Consider the following 19607-nt stretch of genomic DNA (forward strand, 5'->3'; position numbering starts at 1 on the left):
CGTCAGGAGGCTCGGGCTCAGCTGGTGCGGCCCTTGGCGTCGAATTGCTTCATGCGGTCGAGCACCGAGTCCGCCGTCGGCTCGTACACCTCGTCGACGATCCGGCCGTCCGCGAGGAACACCACCCGGTCCGCGTACGCCGCCGCCACCGGGTCGTGGGTCACCATGACCACCGTCTGGCCCAGCTCCCGTACGGAGTTGCGCAGAAAGCCCAGCACCTCGGCGCCGGAGCGCGAGTCGAGGTTTCCGGTCGGCTCGTCGCCGAAGATGATGTCGGGGCGGGAGGCCAACGCCCTTGCCACGGCGACGCGTTGCTGCTGTCCGCCGGAGAGCTGGGAGGGCCGGTGCTTGAGCCGGTCGGCGAGACCGATCATGGTGATCACCGAGTCCAGCCACTGCTTGTCCGGCTTGCGGCCCGCGATGTCCATCGGGAGCGTGATGTTCTCCAGGGCCGTCAGCGTCGGCAGCAGGTTGAACGCCTGGAAGATGAAACCGATCTTGTCCCGGCGCAACCTGGTGAGCTGCTTGTCCTTCAGGGAGCCCAGCTCGGTGTCACCGATGCGCACGGAACCGGACGAGAACGTGTCCAGGCCGGCCACACAGTGCATCAGCGTGGACTTGCCGGACCCCGAGGGGCCCATGATCGCGGTGAACTCGGCCTGCCGGAAGGCGATCGAGACCCGGTCGAGGGCGACCACCTGGGTCTCGCCCTGTCCGTAGATCTTGGAAAGATCCGTGGCGCGCGCGGCCACGGACGTGGTCCGGTCGGCGATGGGGGTGGTGGTCACGGAGGGCGCTCCTGTCGGGACGACGGTGTTGCTGGGGACGCGTCCCATCCTTCCGGCCGTATTCCGCCGTGGAGTCACCCGCTGTTCCGGTTCCGGGGGCAGCCTCCAGTCGGACTGCGCGCGGCGCCGTCATACCTGGGGATGAGGAGCGCCCCCGAGGAACGTCCCCCAGGGTCGCCCCCGAGGCCGATCAAGAGCGCACACGTCAAGAACCGGTGGAGCACCCTCGTTCGGGCGGTGAAATTCCGTCATTCCGCATACGTGCCCCCGGACCGCACGCAAGGCTATTGGCAAGTGCTGATGGCTCTTTCCATGGTCTGATGGACCCTCAGACATCAATAAAATAAGACAACATCGGTCCGCCCGCCCGCTGTTGGGGAGGCGCGCCCCGATAGGCTCGAATCTCGATGCGGAGCCCACGGCCTGCCCGGATGGTGGAATGCAGACACGGCGAGCTTAAACCTCGCTGCCCCTTCGCGGGCGTACCGGTTCAAGTCCGGTTCCGGGCACCTCCGACCCTTTTTCGCGAACGCCCCGACCGTTGACAGGTGGCCCATGCGGCCGGAAACTTAAGCCCTGATGGCAAAGTGAAGGAAATTTCACCACACGAACAAACGGAACAACGGCATTCGCTCCACTTGAAGGGAACGACCGATGCGCACCACCGTCGGCATCATCGGAGCCGGCCCCGCCGGACTCCTCCTCGCCCGGCTGCTGCACAACGCCGGTATCGACTCGGTCGTCCTGGAGAGCCGGGACCGCGCCTATGTCGAGCACCGCCAGCGGGCCGGAATCCTGGAGCAGGGCACGGTCGACGTGCTGCGCGCGGCCGGTGCCGGCGGACGGCTGGACCGCGAGGGGCTGCGGCACGACGGCATCGAGCTGCGCTACGACCGGAAGCGGCACCGGGTCGACTTCCCTGCCCTCACCGGCGGCCGCAGTGTGACGGTCTACGCCCAGACCGAGGTCTGCAAGGACCTCATCGCGCTTCAACTCAAGGGCGGCGGCCCACTGCTGTTCGAGGCCGAGGCGCTGGCGGTGCAGGACGCCGACACCGAAAGCCCGCGCGTCCGCTTCCGGCACCAGGGCCGCGAGGACGTCCTCGACTGCGACTACGTCGTCGGCTGCGACGGCTTCTGGGGCATCGCCCGCACCGCGATCCCCGCCGAACTGGCCCGCGTCTTCGAGCGGTCCTACCCCTACGCCTGGCTCGGCATCCTCGCCGACGTCGCCCCCTCCCACGACGAACTCGTCTACGCCCGCCACGACCGCGGCTTCGCCCTCCTCTCCATGCGCTCCCCGGCCGTCTCCCGGCTCTACCTCCAGGTGCCGGCGGACACGGACGCCGAGAGCTGGAGCGACGAGGCGATCTGGGACGAGCTGGAGCGCCGGTTCGAGGCCGACGACTGGACCCTCCACCGCGGCCCCATCACCCAGAAGTCCGTCACCCCCATGCGCTCCTACGTCCACGAGCCCATGCGGCACGGCCGCCTCTTCCTCGCCGGCGACGCCGCCCACATCGTCCCGCCGACCGGCGCCAAGGGCCTCAACCTCGCCGTCGGCGACGTCGTCACCTTCGCGAGGGCACTGACGTACAACAAGGAGACGGGGAGCGAGGACCGGCTCGACGCGTACTCCGCCACCTGCCTGCGACGGGTCTGGCAGGCCGAGCGGTTCTCCTACGACATGACGAGCCTCCTGCACCGCGCGCCCGACGCGACGCCCTTCGACGGGCGGCTCCAACTGGCCCGGCTGGAGCGGATCGCGTCCTCCCGGGCAGCCGAGACGGACCTCGCGGAGGCGTACACCGGGTTTCCCCTGGATGAGCAGGGATAAGAGGCCTCCAAGAGGGGCGTCACGGGTTGGTACCAGTGTGCTCTGGGCATACGGTCCACCGCGTACCGTGGCGGGACGAGGGGAAGATCCTCCCCAAGGGGTAGGGTCAATCCTTTGCCTACCTATTACTCTTGAGGCCAAGGCCGCGCGAGGCGGCCATGGAGGAGTGAAATGAGGAGCAGAAACCCGGTCTTCTCGCGACGGGGGTTCAGCCGCGACAACGGCTACGCGGGCTTCAACACCGCGCCGCAGGCCGGGGGCCCCGCCGTGGGCACGCAGGGCAACCCCTACGCGGGGGGCAACCCGTACGCGCAGAACCCCTACGCCCAGCAGGGCCTCCAGCAGGGCGCACCGCCCCAGGCCCCGGCCACCACCGGCCGGATGACCATGGACGACGTCGTCCTGCGCACCGGCACCACCCTCGGCACACTGATCGTCACGGCCGCGCTCGCCTGGGCGCTGCTCCCGGTCGACGACGCCAACATCGGCCGTTCGTACGGCATCGGGATCGGCGCCGCGCTGATCGCGATGGTGCTGGGGTTCATCCAGTCCTTCAAGCGCAAGCCCGTCCCCGCGCTGATCCTGTCGTACGCCGCCCTGGAAGGCGTCTTCCTCGGCGTCGTCTCCAGCGTCGTCGACAACCGCATCGCGAGCGGCGCGGCCATGCAGGCCGTGATCGGCACGATGGCCGTCTTCGCCGGCGTGCTCATCGCGTACCGCGCGGGCTGGATCCGCGTCACCCGCCGTTTCTACGGCTTCGTGATGGCGGCCGCGCTCGGCTTCGTGCTGCTGATGGTGGTCAACCTGCTGTTCGCGGCGTTCGGCGGCGGTGACGGCCTCGGCTTCCGCAGCGGCCCGCTCGGCATCTTCTTCGGCGTCGTCGGCATCATCCTCGGCGCGTGCTTCCTCGCCCTCGACTTCAAGCAGGTCGAGGACGGCATCGCGTACGGCGCCCCGAAGGAAGAGGCGTGGCTGGCGGCCTTCGGGCTCACGCTGACGCTGGTGTGGATCTACATGGAGTTCCTGCGGATCCTCGCGATCCTCAACAGCAACGACTAGCGGCTTGGCCGACGCACGTGAAAGGGCCCCGGGTTCGTCCCGGGGCCCTTCGTCGTCTTGTGGTCGTGTCCGCGGTGCGCGCCTAGAGCAGTTTGCGCGCGGCCCTCCTCAGGTCGTACTCGTGAATGATCGCCTTGGCGTGGCCGTACGCGAGGTCGTGCTCGGCGCGGAGCCAGCTGACCTTCTCCTCGAAACGGAAGAGGGCGGGGCCTTCGTCGACGGTGCGCAGCCAGTCGGACACTTCACGACCGGTGCAGTGGGGGATGCGGGCGAGCAGGTTGCGGTGGGTCTCCTGGGAGAACACTTGGGACATCGGCGCCTCCGGACGCATGGGGTGTAAGCCGGTCCTTCAAGTCACCGTGCCTGAGCGTTCGCCCGTTGGCAACAGTCCCGGTGCGGCGCGTAGTCTCGCGGCGTGGTGGATACGACGCGGTTGACGCAAGCGGTGGATCACTTTGCCGACCGGCTTCGGGCCGCGCCGCAGAGCCGGTTGCAACGGGGGGCCGCCGCGGAAGCGCTGGCGCTGGCCAGGGAGATGACCCGGCGGGCGCAGTTGGCGGAGGAGCCCGGGGTGGAGCCTCGGGAGATGCCGGATGCGGGGATGTTCGCCGTCGCCGACCAAATCACCGTGGCCGTGCATGACTTCGCGCTGGTACTGGTGAGCGAGGCGGACGTTTCGGAGGCGCTGGAGTTGGTCGCGGAGGCGCAGAAGCGGGCGGGGGTCTGAGTCAGACCCCCGAAGTAACACCCCTTACAGCGACGCTATGACCCGGTCCGCCAGGATGTAGACGTTCTCCTCGCCGCAGGCGAACGTCAGGGTGTACGCGCCCGAGACTCCGGAGCCGCCCAGGAGGAACGGGGTCTCGCCGGCGCGGAGGGCGGCTGCGAGGCGTTCGGCGGTTTCGCGGTGGCCCGGGGTCATGCAGAGGGTGGTGCCGTCGACGAAGACGTACACGTCGAGGGTGCCGAGGGGGCCGGGGCGGACGTCGGCCAGTTCCACGGCGGACTCGGCCAGCTCCTCCAGCGTCGCCACCGTGCGTTCGTGGTCGTTCGCCACGGGTGACTGGGCCGGTACGAAGTCCGGGTGGGAGGGGTGGCGGCGGCGGGCGGCGGCCAGTTCGGGGGAGTCCCCGGCGAACTCGTCGGCCTCCGCGAACGGCTCGGTCACCGGCTCCAGCGGTTCGAGGCCCACGAAGTCGCTCTGGCGGGGCATGAACAGCTCGCTGTCCGGCAGACCCAGCAGGGTCGGCACCTCGGTGTCGCGGGCTTCCTGGGCGGCCCAGAAGGCCCGCGCCTCGGCCAGTTCCCGCTCCCGCTCCTCGGCCAGGGCCTCGGCCACGGCGGCGCGTATCTCATCCGCGTCGGTGTGGGTGCGGGCGGCCGGCACGAGCGGCCGCAGGGCGGCGGCCCGGCTCTCGGCGAGTTCGGTGTGCAGGGCTGCTACCTGGCGACGGAGCACCAAGAGGGTGCGCAGGACGGCGACGCCCACGGCGCCTGTGGCGGCCGTGGTGAGCAGCAAAGCGATCGGCATGGCGCTCACTGACGTACTCCCGGTTCAAAGTCGACCCCCGACTTCCTACATCAGCTTGAAGGGCGGACTAACCAGCTGTCAGTGCGTAACGTCACGAAACGGGCAGGACTTTGGGCCCGATGTTTGGTGGTGAAACGGTCCTGACCTGGGGAAATCCCTTTTCGAAGGGAGATAGGTCACATCCTGGGGGAGATTGGATCACAAATCGGCCCAGAACCCAGGTGGTTACTGGGTTCCGGGCCTGAGGGTGACGCAAAGTTCCCGTACGGCTACGGGGAGTTGACTAGCTGAGGCGCTCGATGACCATCGCCATGCCCTGGCCGCCGCCCACGCACATCGTCTCCAGGCCGAACTGCTTGTCGTGGAACTGGAGGGAGTTGATCAGCGTGCCCGTGATGCGGGCGCCGGTCATGCCGAAGGGGTGGCCCACGGCGATCGCGCCGCCGTTCACGTTCAGCTTCTCCAGCGGGATGTTCAGGTCGCGGTAGGACGGGATCACCTGGGCGGCGAACGCCTCGTTGATCTCGAACAGGTCGATGTCGTCGACGGTCAGACCGGCGCGGCCCAGCGCCTGCTTCGACGCCTCGACCGGGCCGAGGCCCATGATCTCGGGGGAGAGGCCGGAGACACCGGTCGACACGATCCGGGCCAGCGGGGTCAGGCCCAGCTCGCGGGCCTTGGTGTCGCTCATGATGACGACCGCTGCGGCGCCGTCGTTCAGCGGGCAGCAGTTGCCGGCCGTGACCAGGCCGTCGGGGCGGAAGACCGGCTTGAGGCCGGAGACGCCCTCCAGGGTGACGCCGGCGCGCGGGCCGTCGTCCTTCGAGACGACCGTGCCGTCCGGCAGCGTGACCGGGGTGATCTCGCGCTCCCAGAAGCCGTTCTTGATGGCTTCCTCGGCGAGGTTCTGCGAGCGGACCCCGAACTCGTCCATGTCCTGGCGGGTGACGCCCTTGATCCGGGCCAGGTTCTCGGCGGTCTGGCCCATCGCGATGTACGGGTCGGGGAGCAGGCCGTCCTCGCGCGGGTCGTGCCAGGTGGAGCCCTCGGACGCGGCCGTGGCGGCGGTGCGCTCCTGCGCCTCGGCGAAGATCGGGTTCGTGGTGTCCGGGAGACCGTCCGAGCTGCCCTTGGCGTAACGGGAGACCATCTCGACACCGGCCGAGACGAAGATGTCGCCCTCGCCGGCCTTGATGGCGTGCAGGGCCATGCGGCTGGTCTGCAGGGACGAGGAACAGTAACGGGTGATCGTGCAGCCCGGCAGGTGGTCCATGCCCATCTGTACGGCGACGATCCGGCCGAGGTTGTAGCCCTGCTCGCCGCCGGGGAGGCCGCAGCCGAGCATCAGGTCCTCGATGAGCTTCGGGTCCAGCTCGGGGATCTTCGCGAGGGCGGCCTGGATGATCGTGGCGGTGAGGTCGTCGGGGCGCAGGTCCTTGAGGGAGCCCTTGACGGCGCGGCCGATGGGGGAGCGGGCGGTCGAGACGATGACGGCTTCGGGCATCACGGCTCCATTGGCGTTCGTACGGGGGGACTGACTGGCACGGCTTCTTTGGAAGTTACCCGTACGTATGGCGCAGGTCACGGGGAACGCTGTGTGACCCTGACCGCAATTGTCTAAGCGCTTGCTTGGGCCTCCGGCGGTGGGGCGGATTCCGGGTGCGGGTCGGTGAGGTGCGCGCCTCGGGGGCTGTGCCCCCAGACCCCCCTTCGGCCCTGAAGGGGCCTCGTCCTCAAACGCCGGACGGGCTGGAGGGCGCCCCCTCGGGCTCCGGCACCTGGCGTCGCCGCCGCCTCTTGAGAAGGGCCCAAGGTCCCCTCGGACCCGTCGGCATCGCCGCCGCGACCTCCGTGCCCGCCTCCGAAGCGGCCTCCGCGGCCGCTCGTGCCACCGGGAGGAAGCCCTCGCGGCGGGAGGCGTCCGGGCGGTCCTCTTCGGCCGGCCAGAGGCCCAGGGCCGCGCAGACGGTCGGCAGGACCGCCATCGCCGCGGTCGCGTAGCCCTCCGCCGAGGGGTGGAAGTTGTCGGGGCCGAACAGCTCGCGAGGGTTCGCCGCGAACTCGGGGCCCAGCAGGTCGCCCAGCGACACCGTGCGCCCGCCCTGCTCGACCGTGCCGATCGTCTGGGCCGCCGCCAGTTGCCGCGAGGCCCGGCGGGCCAGCCAGCGCAGCGGCTGCTGGACCTGCTCCACCGTCCCGAGGTCGGGACAGGTGCCGACGACCACCTCGGCGCCGGCCGTGCGCAGCCGTCGTACCGTCGCCGAGAGGTGGCGGACCGATCTGGTCGGGTGCATGCGGTGGGTGACGTCGTTCGCGCCGATCATGATCACGCAGACGTCGGGCACTTGGGAGGTGTCCGCGAGGGCCAGCGCGACCTGGCGGTCCAGGTCGTCGGACTGGGCGCCCGGGAGGGCCACGTTGCGCAGCTCGACCGGGCGCTCCGCGACCGCGGCGAGGCCCGAGGCCAGCAGGGCGCCCGGGGTCTGGGCCGCCCGGTGCACGCCCTGCCCGGCCGCCGTGGAGTCGCCGAGCATGGTCAGCCGGAGCGGGGGTTCACCCGGGGTGTCGTAGACATGGCCGTAGCGGCCATCGGCGCTGGGCACATGGTTGCTGCCCGGGCCATGGCCGTTGCCCACATGTCGCTTCACGAAGCGGACCTCGGCCAGCACCAGGCCGACGGCCGCCGCGCCCACCAGTCCCACCCCGCCGCCGCCGTACGCCGCACCGGCCGCGATCCGTCGGGCCACCCGTGCCCTCGACATCCTCGTCATACGTCGCCGCCACCTCCTCTGAGCCGTCACCCACTCCTTGCCCCGAACAGCACGTCGCCCAATCTCAACAGGCGGTGAACGTCATTTCCGGGCCTTAGGCTGACGGGACCCATCAAGACCACTTCTTTTGCAGCGACCGGAGACAACGGTGCAATTCCACGACTCGATGATCAGCCTCGTCGGCAACACCCCGCTGGTGAGGCTCAACAGCGTGACCGAGGGCATCCAGGCGACCGTTCTGGCCAAGGTGGAGTACTTCAACCCCGGCGGGAGTGTGAAGGACCGCATCGCCCTGCGCATGATCGAGGCGGCCGAGCAGAGCGGCGCGCTCAAGCCCGGCGGCACCATCGTCGAGCCGACCAGCGGCAACACCGGCGTCGGCCTGGCCATCGTCGCCCAGCAGAAGGGGTACCACTGCATCTTCGTGTGCCCCGACAAGGTGTCCACCGACAAGATCAACGTGCTGCGGGCCTACGGCGCCGAGGTGGTCGTGTGCCCCACCGCCGTGGACCCCGAGCACCCCGACTCCTACTACAACGTCTCCGACCGGCTGGTCCGTGAGACGCCGGGTGCCTGGAAGCCCGACCAGTACTCCAACCCGAACAACCCGCTCTCCCACTACCACTCGACCGGCCCCGAGCTGTGGGAGCAGACGGAGGGGCGGATCACCCACTTCGTGGCGGGCGTCGGCACGGGCGGGACCATCTCCGGCACCGGGCGTTACCTGAAGGACGCCAGCGAGGGCCGGGTGCAGGTCGTGGGCGCCGACCCCGAGGGCTCGGTCTACTCCGGTGGCTCCGGGCGGCCGTATCTCGTCGAGGGTGTCGGTGAGGACTTCTGGCCGACCGCCTACGACCGGACCGTCGCGGACGAGATCGTCGCCGTGTCCGACAAGGACTCCTTCCAGATGACCCGGCGGCTGGCGAAGGAGGAGGGGCTGCTCGTCGGCGGCTCCTGCGGGATGGCCGTCGTCGCCGCGCTGCGGGTCGCGGAGCGGCTCGGTCCCGACGACGTGGTGGTCGTGCTGCTGCCCGACAGCGGGCGCGGGTACCTGAGCAAGATCTTCAACGACGAGTGGATGGCGGACTACGGCTTCCTGGAGGACGAGGGCCCCAGCGCCCGCGTCGCCGACGTCCTCAACGACAAGGTGCACGGCGCCATCCCGTCCCTCGTGCACATGCACCCGGACGAGACGGTCGGCGAGGCCATCGACGTGCTGCGTGAGTACGGCGTCTCGCAGATGCCGATCGTGAAGCCGGGCGCCGGTCACCCGGACGTCATGGCGGCCGAGGTCGTCGGCTCGGTCGTCGAACGGGAGCTGCTGGACGCCCTGTTCACCCAGCGGGCGTCCCTCTCCGACTCGCTGGAGAAGCACATGTCGGCTCCGCTGCCGCAGGTCGGTTCCGGTGAGCCGGTGGGCGACCTGATGACCGTGCTGGGCGCGGCCGACGCGGCGATCGTCCTGGTCGAGGGCAAACCGACCGGGGTCATCAGCCGGCAGGACCTGCTGTCCTTCCTCGCCAAGGGCGGGAAGCAGTAGCGAACGTCCGGTGAACGGGCCGTGGCGACGGCAACTTTGCGGTCGCCGGTCCGGATGGTGGACTTCGCGGAAGTGGTACGAGCGCGTCACGTCCACGCAGCACCCGCTTAACACGGGTCGTGCAGATTAGGGGATGTCGGCAGGCGGGAGCGGCTCCCCGCCTCGCCGACACAGAAACGGCGTCACGGACCTCCGGAGCGGCTCCCGGACCTCCACCGACGCCTTGGACGCGCACGCCAGGCCTGACCCGGCACGCGTCCCTCGCGGGGACCGCCGTCGTCCCGCCCTCCCGGCAACGGGGGGTGCGGCGGTCCCCGCGCAAGACTTTCGCCGCGCGGGTTTGGCGGTTCTTATGGCACCCGGTGTTGGTGTCGCTGTCCCGGGGGCTGCGCCCCCAGACCCCCCTTCGGCCTGGACGGCCTCGTCCTCAAACGCCGGACGGGCTGATGGTGCCGACCGGTACCGAGAAATACCCGGAAGTACCGAGAAGTACCTCCCCTCAGCCCTCCCACTCGCTGTTCTGGCCCGACTTCTGATGCCGGCGGCCGCCGAACAGCCCCGGGTTGGTGCGGGCGGCCTGCACGGCGTTGACGCCGACGATGCCTGCCCAGGCCACCAGCAGGCCGGGGAGGTGGGCGAGGCCGCCGCCGATCGCGGAGAGGGGGATCGCCAGGACCATCGAGACGATGCCGAAGCCGAAGCGCTCGCCCCAGGAGTCGGTGGGTTTCGGGCCCCGTGAGCCGCGGGCGACCACCATCTGCTGCTCGGCCATCTGCCGGCGCACCCGGCGCTCCACCGCGCCGTCGATGCGCTGGTCGACCTTCTCCAGGAACGAGTCGACCAGCGCCGACTCGTACTCGTCGCCCAGTTCCCTGCGCGCCTGCAGAGTGGCGTTGAGTTCCTTCTTGAGTTCGGCGTCGTGCGAGTCCATTCCCGTCATGCGACTCAGATTAGGGAGCCGCGGCGCCCGCCGCACTGGGGATAGCCCCCCTGTCGGACGTCGGGTTCAGCGCCGACGGTCACCGCTCACCCCTTGGCCAGCCCGTGCTGCTTCGCGTACGCGTTCGCCACGTCCTCCGGGTCCTTCTTGTCCTTGTCCACCTGGCGGTTCAACTCGGTGAGCTGGGCGGTGGTCAGGACGTTGCCGAGCCGGGCCAGCGCCTTGCGGACCGTGGAGTCGGCCACCCGGTCGGCGATGAGCGGGACGATGTGCTGACTGGGGATCAGGGTCTTGGGGTCGGTCAGCACGACCCAGTCGTTGGCCTTGATGTCGGTGTCGGTGGTGAACAGGTTCGCCACGTCCACATCGCCCTTCTTGAGGGCGCCCTTGACCAACGGCCCGTCGGAATCAAGGGACTTGAACTCCTTGAACTCCACGCCGTACACGTCCTTCAGTCCTACGACGCCCACCTGACGGGTCTTCACCTCGGCCGAGGCGCCGATGACCAGTTGGCCGTTCACCTTCTTCAGGTCGGCCAGCGAGGTCAGACCGTACTTCTTCGCGGTCGCGCGGGTGACGACGAAGCAGTCGGCGTCCTCGGCCACGCCGTAGGGCAGGACCTGGAGGCCGGAGGGGAGGGCGAGGGTGAGGGCGTTCTGCATCGCGCCCGCCTCCGCGACCTTGGACTTGGGCTGGAGGTAGGTGAGCAGCGAGCCCTGGTACTCGGGCAGGAGGTCGATGTCGCCGCTCTTGAGGGCGGGGAAGACGATCTCGCGGGTGCCGAGGTTGGGGCGGACCTTGACCTTCACGCCGGCCGTTTCGAGGACGGCGGCGTAGAGGTAGCCCAGCACCTGGTTCTCGGTGAAGTTGGCGGTGCCGATGGTGACGCCGTTCTTGCTGGAGGCGCTGCCACCGCCGGCCGAGCCCCCGCCGTCGAGCGAGGTGACACCGCTCGCGCAGGCGGAGAGGACGGGGACGGAGGCGACCGCGAAGAGGCCGCCGAGGACGGTACGACGATTCATTTCGGAGTTCCCTACGCGGTGCGGTGGCGGAAGAGGAAGCGCTGGAGGGTGGAGAGGCCCAGGTCCAGGACGATCGCCACGACGGCGACGAGCACCGCCCCGCCGAGCACCTGCACGAGGTCGCGCTGGGCGAGTCCGTCGAAGACGTACCGGCCCAGGCCCCCGAAGGAGACGTAGGCGGCGATCGTGGCGGTGGCGACGACCTGGATGAGGGCGAGGCGCAGGCCGGTCATGATCAGGGGGAGCGCGAGGGGCAACTCGACCTGGAACAGCACCTGGTGGCCGCGCATGCCCTGGCCGCGCGCCGCGTCCTTCACGTCCGGGTCCACGGCCGTCATGCCGGCGTAGGTGTTGGTGACGATGGACGGGACCGCGAGGGCGACCAGCGCGATGTACACCGGCCACATGGACAGGCCGCTGGCCAGGAAGACGAGGACGACCAGGCCCACGGTCGGCAGCGCGCGGCCGAAGGAGGCGAGGTTGATCGCGAGGAACGCGCCCTTGCCGGTGTGCCCGATCAGCAGGCCGAGCGGGAGGCCGATCGCGGCCGCGATGAGGGTCGCGAGCAGCGAGTACTGGAGGTGCTCGGCGAGGCGGTGCGCGATGCCGTCCGCACCGGCCCACTGGGAGCCGCTGGTCAGCCACTTGGCGAGGTTCTTGAAGAGTTCGAACATCAGGCTCGCCGCCTCTTCCACGGGGTGAGTACGTACTGGAGGGCGACCAGGGCCGCGTCCGCGACCACGGCGAGCAGCAGGGTGAGGACCACGCCCACGATCACCGGTGTCGGGAAGTCGCGCTGGAAGCCGTCGGTGAAGAGCTGGCCGAGGCCGCCGTCGCCGATGTAGGTCGCGACCGAGACCAGCGAGATCGACATCACGGTCGCGATGCGGACACCGGCCATGATCACCGGGAGCGCGAGGGGGAGTTCGACGGTGAGGAGCGTGCGCAGGGGGCGCGTGCCCATCGCCTTCGCGGCCTCCTTGGTCTTCGTCGGGACCGAGTCGAGTCCTTCGACCGTGTTCCGCAGCAGCACGACCAGCGTGTAGACCGTCAGCCCGATCACGGTGGTGGTGCGGGTCAGGCCGCTGATCGGGAGGAGGAGCACGAAGATCGCGATCGACGGGATCGTGAACAGCACGTTCGAGAGGCCGAGCAGGAAGCCGCGCAGCGGGCGGACCCGGTGGGCGACCACGGCCAGCGGGAGCGAGATGACGAGGCCGAGGAAGACGGCCGTCATCGCGGCCTGGAGGTGGGAGAGGGTCAGGCTGGTGAGGTCGTCGGTGTGGTCGCCTATCCACGACCAGTCGACGGTCACGCCGCCACCCGGGCTTCCGTGTGCGCCCGGCCCGCGTGCAGGTGGATGTCGTCGCGGGACGAGACGCCGGTGAGGACGCCGGCCGCGTCGACGCGGGCTATCAGGCCGGTGGGGGAGGCGATCGACTCGTCGAGCGCGGCGAGCAGGGAGTCGCCGTCCTGGAGCGGTCGTACGGGGATCTCGGCGTCCTTCGTGTCTTTCGACGTCCAGTGCAGGGGCCTGCGCGCCTCGTCGACTGCGAGAGTCCAGGTGCCGCCCTCGGGGGCCGGAGCCTGCGGGACGTCGGCGAGGGTCTTCAGCGAGAGCAGCTTGAGGCCGCGTTCGGCGCCGAGGAAGTCGGCGACGAAGTCGTCGGCCGGGCGGGCGAGGAGCTCGGCGGGGGCCGCGCACTGGACGAGGTGGCCGCCGGTGCGGAAGATCGCGATGCGGTCGCCGAGCCGTACGGCCTCGTCGACGTCGTGCGTGACGAAGACGATGGTCTTGTTCAACTCCTTCTGCAGGCGCAGGAGTTCGTCCTGGAGCTGGGTGCGCACCACCGGGTCGACGGCGCCGAAGGGCTCGTCCATCAGCAGTACCGGCGGGTCGGCGGCGAGCGCGCGGGCCACGCCGACGCGCTGCTGCTGGCCGCCGGAGAGCTGGTGCGGGTACCGCTTGCCGGCGTCGGCGGCGAGGCCGACGGTTTCCAGCAGCTCGGCCGCGCGGGCCCTGGCCTTCTTCCGGCCGTGCCCCAGCAGGAGCGGCACGGTGGCGATGTTGTCGAGGACCGTGCGGTGCGGGAAGAGCCCCGACTGCTGGATGACGTACCCGATGGAGCGGCGCAGCTCGGCGGCGTCCTGCTGGGTGACGTCCTTGCCGCCGACCTTGATGACGCCCGAGGTCGGTTCGATCATCCGGTTGATCATCCGAAGGGTGGTCGTCTTGCCGCAACCGGAGGAACCGACCAGTACGGTGACCCCGCCTTCCGGCATCTCCAGGGAGAGATCGTGAACCGCTGTCGTGCCGTTGGGGAAGCGCTTGTGGACCGCGTCGAACTGGATCATGAGTTGTCCCTTGCCCGGCTGTATAACGTCATGCAGAGTTCTTGGTGTCTGAATAGTTTGTCAATGTCTCCGCGTTAATCCGAGGTAACGGATGCCCGGCAGGCAAGATCGAGTGTCCTGATTGAGGGGAGTTTGGCGCCTTATGTCGTCTCGGATCGTGGACGCTACTGATGCGATGGTGTCCGGTGGCTCCGGTCTCGTGGTCCTCGACGGGGTCGGGCTCGGGGTCGTCGATGTCGTCCGGCTCGCCGACGGGGACGCCCGGCCGGTCCCCGGCACCGAGGCGATGAAGCGCGCGACCGACTCCTGGGACGCGGCCCGCCGGATCGCCGCGACCGGCCGCGTCTACGGCCGCTCGACCGGCGTCGGCGCCAACCGGAACGAGGACGTGCCCACCGAGGCCGCCGCCGAACACGGCCTACGGCTCCTGCGCAGCCACGCCGGCGCGATCGGCGACGAACTCCCGGCCCGCGAGGTGCGGGCCATGCTTGCCGTCCGCGCCAACCAACTGCTCGCGGGCGGTGCGGGACTGCGGCCCACGGTCGTCGGCGCGCTGTGCGAGGCGTTGGAGAACGGGGTGTACCCGGTCGTCAACGAGTTCGGGTCGGTGGGGACGGGGGACATCGCGGCGCTGGCGCAGGTGGGGCTGGCGTTGGTGGGGGAGCATCCTTGGCGGAGCGTCTCGGGGGAGCACGGTCTCGTGGGCGTCCCCGAACCCCAACCCCTCGACAACAACGACGCGTTGGCGATGATCAGCAGCAACGCGCTCACTCTTGGCCAATCGGCCCTCGCCCTGCACGAGTTGCGCGGCCTCATCGGTGCCACCCAGGTCGTCGGCGCGCTCTCGCTGCTCGCCGTCGACGGTTCGCACGAGCCGTTCGCCGCACCCGTGCACGCCGCCCGGCCGCACCGGGGATCGACCGAAGTCGCCCGGCGGATGCGGGAGTTGATCGGCGCCGCCGACCGGCCCACGCCTCCCCTCGGCCGGATCCAGGACCCGTACGGCTTCCGCTGTCTGCCGCAGATCCACGGGCCCGCGCACGACGCGGCGGACGCGCTGGAGGAGGTCCTCGCGATAGAGATCAACGCCGCCGCCGAGAACCCGTTCATCTCCCCGGAGGACATGGCCGCCTACCACCACGGCGGCTTCTACCAGGCACAACTCGCCCTCGCCCTGGACCACTTCAGGCTCGCGATCACCCAGGTCGCCCGGCTGTCGACGTCCCGGCTGTCCTCGCTCAACGAGCCCGCGTTCACCCGCCTCAAGCCGTTCCTGGCGGACCAGGAACCCGCCTCCTCCGGCATCATGATCCTGGAGTACGCCGCCGCGGCCGCGCTCGGCGATCTGCGCGCGTTCTCGGCCCCCGCCTCGCTCGGGCACGCTGTACTCTCCCGGGGCGTCGAGGAGCAGGCCAGCTTCGCCTCGCTCGCCGCACGTCAGACACTGCGGGCCTGCCGCGCGTACCGTCTCGTCGTGGGCTGCGAACTCGTCGCCGCCGTACGGGCGTTGCGCCAGCGCGACCTGCGGCCCGAACCGGACCTGCCGGTCGGCCGCGCGCTGGAACTCGCCGAGTCGGTGCTCGACGAGGACCCGGCGGACCGGCCGCTCACGGACGATGTGACGGCGGCGGCCGGACTGCTCGACCGGTTCACGGACATCTGGAGGGGAAGCACGGCATGAACGTGAACACGGACGTGGACATGGACGCGGACGGTCCTGTGGACAGGAGCATGGATGTGACCGACAGCCCGGCGGCACGGCTGCAGGCGCTCTTCGAGGGGCACCGGCTCACGCCGACCCAGCGACGCATCGCGCACAGCATGGTGCGGCGCGCCGCCGACGTGCCGTTCCTGTCCAGCGTGGAACTCGCCGAACTCGCCGGCGTCAGCCAGCCCTCCGTGACCCGCTTCGCGGTCGCCCTCGGCTTCGACGGCTACCCGGCGCTGCGCAAACACCTCCGCGAGGTCGCGCCCGCCGAGTCGGCGCCTGACGCGGGGTCGTACAACGAGTACCAGCAGGCCGTGGCGGCCGAGATCGAGAACCTGAAGCACCTCTCCGAGATACTGGCCGACCCCCGCCCGGTCGCCAAGGCGGGCCGCCTCCTCGCCGCCTCACGCCCGCTGCCCGTCCTCGGCCTGCGCGCGGCGGCCTCCCAGGCGTACGGCTTCGCGTACTTCGCCGCGAAGGTCCATCCGGACGTACGGCTGCTCAACGAGGGCGGCACGATGATCCACGACCGCATCGACGCGGCTGTCCGCGCCGGCGCCACCACCCTGCTGTGCTTCGCGCTGCCGCGGCATCCCCGAGAGGTCGTGGACACCCTGACGTACGCGAGGGAGGCGGGCCTGACCGTGGTCACCGTCGCGGATTCGGCGTTCGCCCCGGTCGCCAAGGTCTCGGACCTCCTGATCCCGGCCGCCGTAGGCACCGGCCTCGCCTTCGACACGGCCTGCGCCCCGATGCTGCTCGGCCGGGTGCTGCTGGAAGCGATGTGCGACGACCTTCCGGACGCGCAGGCCCGGTTGGAGGAGTTCGACGGGCGGGCTGCGGCCCGGGGGTTGTTTGTGGAGTGAGGGACGCTGCGCTGGCTGGGGCGGGGGAGGGGAATCGGTGGTGCGGCCGGTGATTGTCGACGGCTGCGGCTGAAGTCATCGGTCGGTGATGGTGGGCGTCCGTTGTTGCCGGTGGCCTTCGGTGAGTGGGAGCCGCGTGCGTGGCCTTGGCTTCTCGGCGGCCGCCGGGGAGTGCCGACACTGGCCGCGGGGCCGTTCGTGGAATGAGGGTCCCTGTCCCATCTGGGGTGTTCTCAGATTCGTCTCACGTTCGCTCACTAGTCTCCCCGCACTACGGAACTGTGCCGGGACGACCAGGAGGCGGGACGTGGCACGCGGAGATCGGAGAGTCCAGGGGCTGGCCCGAGTGGCGGTCGTCGTACGTGCCGGGGCCGCGCCGCTGTGGTGGTTCGGGGTGCTGGCGGCGGGTGTCGGGGTGTTGCCGGAGGGGATCACCGGGCGTCGGATCGGGGTGATGGCCGGGGCCGCGCTGTTCATCGTCGCGGCGGCCGTCGTGTCGTACGCGCGCCGTAAGCGCTACACCACCCTCGCGCGCGGCGCCGCCCGGGCCGGCAAGCACGACGTGCTCCAGGACCGCGCGGTGAGTGTGCGGAACTGGCGCCGCGCCCACCGCTGGTGGATCGTGCTCGCCTTCGTGCTCGCGCTGGGCAGCGCCTTCGCCGTGCCCGCGGCGGGCGGCATGCTGCTCGCCGGCACCGGTGCCGGGCTGCGCCTGAAAGCCGCCTGGCTGGGCCGCCGGGAGCGGGCCGAGGACGTACTGCTGTGGATCCGGGTGGACTGGCTGGACAAGCGCGACGGCGCGCCCGTCGGCAAACCGGTCAAGGGCTTCCGCTCCACCGGCATCGCCGCGGGCGACGCCACCCCGGGCGGGGCGCGCCGCCGCGGCGACGTGTTCGCGTAGCCGACCGGGCCTAGACCTCCAGGTCCGCCTCGATCTTCTTCAACTGGTGGCGGGCCATCGCCAGGTTGCTCCGACTGGAGTCCAGCACCAGGTAGATGAAGAGGCCGTTGCCGCCGCGCCCCTTGAGCAGCCGGATCAGGTGGTACTGGTTCGACAGGGTGATCAGGATGTCCTCGATATCGCCCTTCAGCCCGAGGTGCTCCATGGTGCGCATCTTGGCGCGCACCACGTCGGTGTTCCCGGCGGCGGCGACGCCGAGGTCGAAGGTCTTGCTCCCGCCCATCGTGCCGAGCGCCATACCGCTGGTGTAGTCGACGAGCGCGACTCCGGTCGCGCCCTCGATGGAGGTCAGCGCCTCTTTGAGCGAGGTTTCGGTGTTGGCCATGACAGTGCTCCCTTGGGTCCGTTCAACTTTCCGTGGTGGTGCGCGCGTTGGTCGTTGCGGTGGTGCGTGGTGTGCGCGCCGTTCTCGTTCGTGCGGTGGTGGTTTTGGGTGGTGCCTCGACCGCGGGCGCCGTTCCGGTTTGCTCCGCGGCCGCCGCCTCGGCGTCGACCAGTTCCCCGATCCGGGCCCCCGCCCGGCGGCCCTCCAGCAGCAGTCGGCCGAGGTTGACGCGGTCCTGGGCGAGCACGGTCAGCACGGCGCCCGAGCCCGCCGCGTAGGTCGCGACATAGCCGTAGACCCCGCGTACGAGCAGCTCGCGGAAGTCGCCCTGCCCGGTCGCGTCCGCCATCCGTACGGCCACGCCGAGTGCCGTCACGGTGAGCGCCGCCACGCGCTCCGGCTCGACGCCCGGGGTGTCCTGCGCCAGGACGAGACCGTCGACGCCCGCCGCAAGCGCCCCGGTCAGTTGGGGCACGCGGGCTCTCAACCGGCGCAGTTCGTCAAGGATTTCGGCCTCGGAGGCCATCGGCTCTCTCCTCTCGGCGCGTGCTCGCTGCCGCTCAAAGGGCCTCCAGCGCATCCCTGAGCCTCTTCAGCAAGGTGATGTCGGGATCGGTGACGTCGGCCCGATCGGTTACGGCGGGCGGCGGCGCGGCGGCGGGCGTGGGCGGCCGGGGCGACACGAGGCCCGCCGACACCAGCCGCCGGACATCCAGCAGCGTGGGGTACGCCCGCCGGCCCAGGAGCCGTGCGATGTCCGGGGCCGTACGGACGCCATCGACCCGGTCCAGTACCGCCGCCTGCCGGGAGGTGATCGCCGGGGGCGCGACCGGCTCGGCCCGCACCAGCGGCGCGGCGTCCGTCGCCGCGTCCGGCCAGACACGGTGCAGCAGATCGCGCCGGCGCAGCGTCTCCCGCTCCAACGCGGCCACCGGCACCGGCCGCACCCCACCGAGCGGATGCGTGACCCCGTACCGGAAACGCCCCGGGGTACTGCTCGGCGCGAGCACGAAGTACGCCGCGTCGTACAGCGCCCCCAGATGGCACAACTCCAGCGCGCCCGGGCTCAACAGGCCCCCGTCCAGCAGCAGTCGGGTCGTGGCGTGCCGTTCGTCGGTCGCCTCGGCGGCGGCCTGCCAGGCCTCGGCGCGCAGGGTGCCGCGCGCGGTGAGGAGCAGGTCGAGACTGGGGGCGGACGGGCTCTCGGCGTGCACCACCCGGCCCCCGACCAGATGCAGGCTGCCGCGCTCGCGCACGAGAACCCCGGTGGCCTCCTCGGCGGCGAGCCGCGTCAGCATCGGTGAGACCCCGCCCCAGGCTCGGTCACCGGCGGCCGCCTTGTCCCGCACCGGCAGCCGCGGCGGCGGGGTGGTCGGCGTGGCCTTGAGAGCGGTCATCCCAGCACCAACCGTCCTGCCATCTCGCCGAGCCGGATCCGGGCCAGCGCGAGATTCCCGTCCGCACGGGCCAGCCACAGGTGCAGGAACACACTGCTCTCGAACGACGTCCGCACGAACCGCAGCACGTGATAGCTGTCCCGGTTGCTGACGATCAGATCCTCCACCGGAGGATCGTCCGCCTCCGCGCCCCCCTCCCCGCCGGACGCGAACGCCCGGTGCTCGGCCGCGAGCCGGGCCAGCTCCGCGGCCTCGGCCGCACTGGCCTCCTGGTCACCCCCGGGCGACTCTCCTACGACGCCCAGGGCCAGCCCGCTCGTCCAGTCGACCAGCGCGGCGCCCCGGGCACCGGGCAGTCGCATGGCCTCCAGTAAGCACTCGTCGATTCCGGGCACCGTGGCTCCCCTCCCGCCTGCGGTTCGGCTGAGTGACGACGAAGCTACGCACCGTGTGGCCGAGGGGTGAGGGTTCTGGCATTTTCCAGTGGAACATGCCTGGAGTGACTAAG

General features: G+C 70.5%; 21 protein-coding genes and 1 tRNA gene. 8 read left to right on the forward strand and 14 right to left on the reverse strand.

What is annotated here, in order from left to right:
• Window positions 1–17 precede the first annotated feature (17 nt).
• Entirely contained in the window at window positions 18–788 is a 771-nt protein-coding gene (locus ABZT04_RS02270) for an ABC transporter ATP-binding protein (RefSeq protein ID WP_356051930.1), read from the reverse strand.
• Window positions 789–1213: 425 nt separating this feature from the next.
• Between ABZT04_RS02270 and ABZT04_RS02275 the strand changes: the two genes are divergently transcribed.
• The 3 genes from ABZT04_RS02275 to ABZT04_RS02285 all read left to right on the forward strand — a co-directional run bounded on the left by ABZT04_RS02275 (window position 1214) and on the right by ABZT04_RS02285 (window position 3683).
• A tRNA-Leu gene (locus tag ABZT04_RS02275) sits at window positions 1214–1297 on the forward strand.
• Between the two features lie 145 nt (window positions 1298–1442).
• Window positions 1443–2624 (forward strand): 4-hydroxybenzoate 3-monooxygenase, encoded by a 1182-nt coding sequence (locus tag ABZT04_RS02280; protein WP_356051932.1) that lies wholly within the window; start codon window positions 1443–1445, stop codon window positions 2622–2624.
• Window positions 2625–2795: 171 nt separating this feature from the next.
• Window positions 2796–3683, forward strand: coding sequence for a Bax inhibitor-1/YccA family protein (locus ABZT04_RS02285; RefSeq protein WP_356051934.1), 888 nt, complete (start codon window positions 2796–2798; stop codon window positions 3681–3683).
• 82 nt (window positions 3684–3765) lie between these two features.
• On the opposite strand, the gene ABZT04_RS02290 is transcribed toward ABZT04_RS02285, so the two are convergent.
• A complete protein-coding gene (locus ABZT04_RS02290) occupies window positions 3766–3996 on the reverse strand; it encodes a DUF4287 domain-containing protein (RefSeq protein WP_026178224.1) in 231 nt (76 codons plus the stop codon).
• Between the two features lie 102 nt (window positions 3997–4098).
• Between ABZT04_RS02290 and ABZT04_RS02295 the strand changes: the two genes are divergently transcribed.
• Window positions 4099–4410: a hypothetical protein gene (locus tag ABZT04_RS02295; protein ID WP_356051936.1), complete on the forward strand. Its 312-nt coding sequence runs from the start codon at window positions 4099–4101 to the stop codon at window positions 4408–4410.
• A 24-nt stretch (window positions 4411–4434) separates the two neighbouring features.
• On the opposite strand, the gene ABZT04_RS02300 is transcribed toward ABZT04_RS02295, so the two are convergent.
• The 3 genes from ABZT04_RS02300 to ABZT04_RS02310 all read right to left on the reverse strand — a co-directional run bounded on the left by ABZT04_RS02300 (window position 4435) and on the right by ABZT04_RS02310 (window position 7985).
• Entirely contained in the window at window positions 4435–5214 is a 780-nt protein-coding gene (locus ABZT04_RS02300) for a hypothetical protein (RefSeq protein ID WP_356052130.1), read from the reverse strand.
• 283 nt (window positions 5215–5497) lie between these two features.
• Window positions 5498–6718: an acetyl-CoA C-acetyltransferase gene (locus tag ABZT04_RS02305; protein ID WP_356051938.1), complete on the reverse strand. Its 1221-nt coding sequence runs from the start codon at window positions 6716–6718 to the stop codon at window positions 5498–5500.
• 229 nt (window positions 6719–6947) lie between these two features.
• Window positions 6948–7985: an SGNH/GDSL hydrolase family protein gene (locus tag ABZT04_RS02310; RefSeq protein WP_356051940.1), complete on the reverse strand. Its 1038-nt coding sequence runs from the start codon at window positions 7983–7985 to the stop codon at window positions 6948–6950.
• A 148-nt stretch (window positions 7986–8133) separates the two neighbouring features.
• On the opposite strand from ABZT04_RS02310, the gene ABZT04_RS02315 reads away from it, so the two are divergent.
• Window positions 8134–9525, forward strand: a complete 1392-nt coding sequence (locus tag ABZT04_RS02315) for a cystathionine beta-synthase (RefSeq protein WP_356051942.1) — start codon at window positions 8134–8136, stop codon at window positions 9523–9525.
• Between the two features lie 499 nt (window positions 9526–10024).
• On the opposite strand, the gene ABZT04_RS02320 is transcribed toward ABZT04_RS02315, so the two are convergent.
• From ABZT04_RS02320 to ABZT04_RS02340, 5 genes are all read right to left on the reverse strand, one after another.
• The gene (locus ABZT04_RS02320; RefSeq protein ID WP_356052132.1) at window positions 10025–10456 is read right to left on the reverse strand and encodes a hypothetical protein; all 432 of its coding nucleotides are present in this window, start codon (window positions 10454–10456) and stop codon (window positions 10025–10027) included.
• Window positions 10457–10551: 95 nt separating this feature from the next.
• On the reverse strand, window positions 10552–11487 hold the full coding sequence (locus ABZT04_RS02325) for an ABC transporter substrate-binding protein (protein WP_356051944.1): 936 nt from the start codon (window positions 11485–11487) through the stop codon (window positions 10552–10554).
• A gap of 11 nt (window positions 11488–11498) precedes the next feature.
• On the reverse strand, window positions 11499–12161 hold the full coding sequence (locus ABZT04_RS02330) for an ABC transporter permease (RefSeq protein WP_356051946.1): 663 nt from the start codon (window positions 12159–12161) through the stop codon (window positions 11499–11501).
• Window positions 12161–12802 carry an ABC transporter permease gene (locus tag ABZT04_RS02335; RefSeq protein ID WP_356051950.1) on the reverse strand — a complete coding sequence of 214 codons (642 nt, stop codon included), beginning with the start codon at window positions 12800–12802 and terminating at the stop codon, window positions 12161–12163. The genes ABZT04_RS02330 and ABZT04_RS02335 overlap by 1 nt, the downstream gene beginning before the upstream one ends.
• Window positions 12799–13842 carry an ATP-binding cassette domain-containing protein gene (locus tag ABZT04_RS02340; protein WP_356051952.1) on the reverse strand — a complete coding sequence of 348 codons (1044 nt, stop codon included), beginning with the start codon at window positions 13840–13842 and terminating at the stop codon, window positions 12799–12801. Before ABZT04_RS02340 ends, ABZT04_RS02335 begins: the two co-directional genes overlap by 4 nt.
• A gap of 142 nt (window positions 13843–13984) precedes the next feature.
• Here ABZT04_RS02340 and ABZT04_RS02345 point away from each other — a divergent pair, with 142 nt between their 5' ends.
• The 3 genes from ABZT04_RS02345 (at window position 13985) to ABZT04_RS02355 (ending at window position 17317) form a co-directional block, all read left to right on the forward strand.
• Complete coding sequence (locus ABZT04_RS02345) at window positions 13985–15523, forward strand: aromatic amino acid ammonia-lyase (protein WP_356051954.1); 1539 nt, start codon at window positions 13985–13987, stop codon at window positions 15521–15523.
• A gap of 20 nt (window positions 15524–15543) precedes the next feature.
• On the forward strand, window positions 15544–16416 hold the full coding sequence (locus tag ABZT04_RS02350) for a MurR/RpiR family transcriptional regulator (RefSeq protein ID WP_356052134.1): 873 nt from the start codon (window positions 15544–15546) through the stop codon (window positions 16414–16416).
• Window positions 16417–16723: 307 nt separating this feature from the next.
• Window positions 16724–17317 (forward strand): hypothetical protein, encoded by a 594-nt coding sequence (locus ABZT04_RS02355; RefSeq protein WP_356051956.1) that lies wholly within the window; start codon window positions 16724–16726, stop codon window positions 17315–17317.
• A gap of 10 nt (window positions 17318–17327) precedes the next feature.
• On the opposite strand, the gene ABZT04_RS02360 is transcribed toward ABZT04_RS02355, so the two are convergent.
• Genes ABZT04_RS02360 through ABZT04_RS02375 form a run of 4 tightly spaced genes read right to left on the reverse strand, consistent with a single transcriptional unit; the run spans window position 17328 to window position 19494 of the window.
• On the reverse strand, window positions 17328–17702 hold the full coding sequence (locus ABZT04_RS02360; RefSeq protein ID WP_356051958.1) for a hypothetical protein: 375 nt from the start codon (window positions 17700–17702) through the stop codon (window positions 17328–17330).
• Between the two features lie 22 nt (window positions 17703–17724).
• Window positions 17725–18228, reverse strand: a complete 504-nt coding sequence (locus tag ABZT04_RS02365) for a roadblock/LC7 domain-containing protein (protein ID WP_356051960.1) — start codon at window positions 18226–18228, stop codon at window positions 17725–17727.
• 34 nt (window positions 18229–18262) lie between these two features.
• The gene (locus tag ABZT04_RS02370; protein ID WP_356051961.1) at window positions 18263–19099 is read right to left on the reverse strand and encodes a transcriptional regulator; all 837 of its coding nucleotides are present in this window, start codon (window positions 19097–19099) and stop codon (window positions 18263–18265) included.
• The gene (locus ABZT04_RS02375; protein WP_356051962.1) at window positions 19096–19494 is read right to left on the reverse strand and encodes a hypothetical protein; all 399 of its coding nucleotides are present in this window, start codon (window positions 19492–19494) and stop codon (window positions 19096–19098) included. The genes ABZT04_RS02370 and ABZT04_RS02375 overlap by 4 nt, the downstream gene beginning before the upstream one ends.
• Window positions 19495–19607: the final 113 nt, after the last annotated feature.

Origin of the sequence: Streptomyces sp. NPDC005492, assembly GCF_040605995.1 — a bacterium.
Classification (GTDB): Bacteria; Actinomycetota; Actinomycetes; order Streptomycetales; family Streptomycetaceae; genus Streptomyces.

Excerpts from the sequence above, each read along its gene's own strand:
- ABZT04_RS02280 (WP_356051932.1), top strand. The coding sequence starts at position 1,443 with ATGCGCACCACCGTCGGCATCATCGGAGCCGGCCCCGCCGGACTCCTC.
- ABZT04_RS02285 (WP_356051934.1), top strand. The coding sequence starts at position 2,796 with ATGAGGAGCAGAAACCCGGTCTTCTCGCGACGGGGGTTCAGCCGCGAC.
- ABZT04_RS02290 (WP_026178224.1), bottom strand. The coding sequence starts at position 3,996 with ATGTCCCAAGTGTTCTCCCAGGAGACCCACCGCAACCTGCTCGCCCGC.
- ABZT04_RS02300 (WP_356052130.1), bottom strand. The coding sequence starts at position 5,214 with ATGCCGATCGCTTTGCTGCTCACCACGGCCGCCACAGGCGCCGTGGGC.
- ABZT04_RS02305 (WP_356051938.1), bottom strand. The coding sequence starts at position 6,718 with ATGCCCGAAGCCGTCATCGTCTCGACCGCCCGCTCCCCCATCGGCCGC.
- ABZT04_RS02310 (WP_356051940.1), bottom strand. The coding sequence starts at position 7,985 with ATGACGAGGATGTCGAGGGCACGGGTGGCCCGACGGATCGCGGCCGGT.
- ABZT04_RS02320 (WP_356052132.1), bottom strand. The coding sequence starts at position 10,456 with ATGGACTCGCACGACGCCGAACTCAAGAAGGAACTCAACGCCACTCTG.
- ABZT04_RS02325 (WP_356051944.1), bottom strand. The coding sequence starts at position 11,487 with ATGAATCGTCGTACCGTCCTCGGCGGCCTCTTCGCGGTCGCCTCCGTC.
- ABZT04_RS02330 (WP_356051946.1), bottom strand. The coding sequence starts at position 12,161 with ATGTTCGAACTCTTCAAGAACCTCGCCAAGTGGCTGACCAGCGGCTCC.
- ABZT04_RS02340 (WP_356051952.1), bottom strand. The coding sequence starts at position 13,842 with ATGATCCAGTTCGACGCGGTCCACAAGCGCTTCCCCAACGGCACGACA.
- ABZT04_RS02345 (WP_356051954.1), top strand. The coding sequence starts at position 13,985 with ATGTCGTCTCGGATCGTGGACGCTACTGATGCGATGGTGTCCGGTGGC.
- ABZT04_RS02350 (WP_356052134.1), top strand. The coding sequence starts at position 15,544 with ATGGACGCGGACGGTCCTGTGGACAGGAGCATGGATGTGACCGACAGC.
- ABZT04_RS02360 (WP_356051958.1), bottom strand. The coding sequence starts at position 17,702 with ATGGCCAACACCGAAACCTCGCTCAAAGAGGCGCTGACCTCCATCGAG.
- ABZT04_RS02365 (WP_356051960.1), bottom strand. The coding sequence starts at position 18,228 with ATGGCCTCCGAGGCCGAAATCCTTGACGAACTGCGCCGGTTGAGAGCC.
- ABZT04_RS02370 (WP_356051961.1), bottom strand. The coding sequence starts at position 19,099 with ATGACCGCTCTCAAGGCCACGCCGACCACCCCGCCGCCGCGGCTGCCG.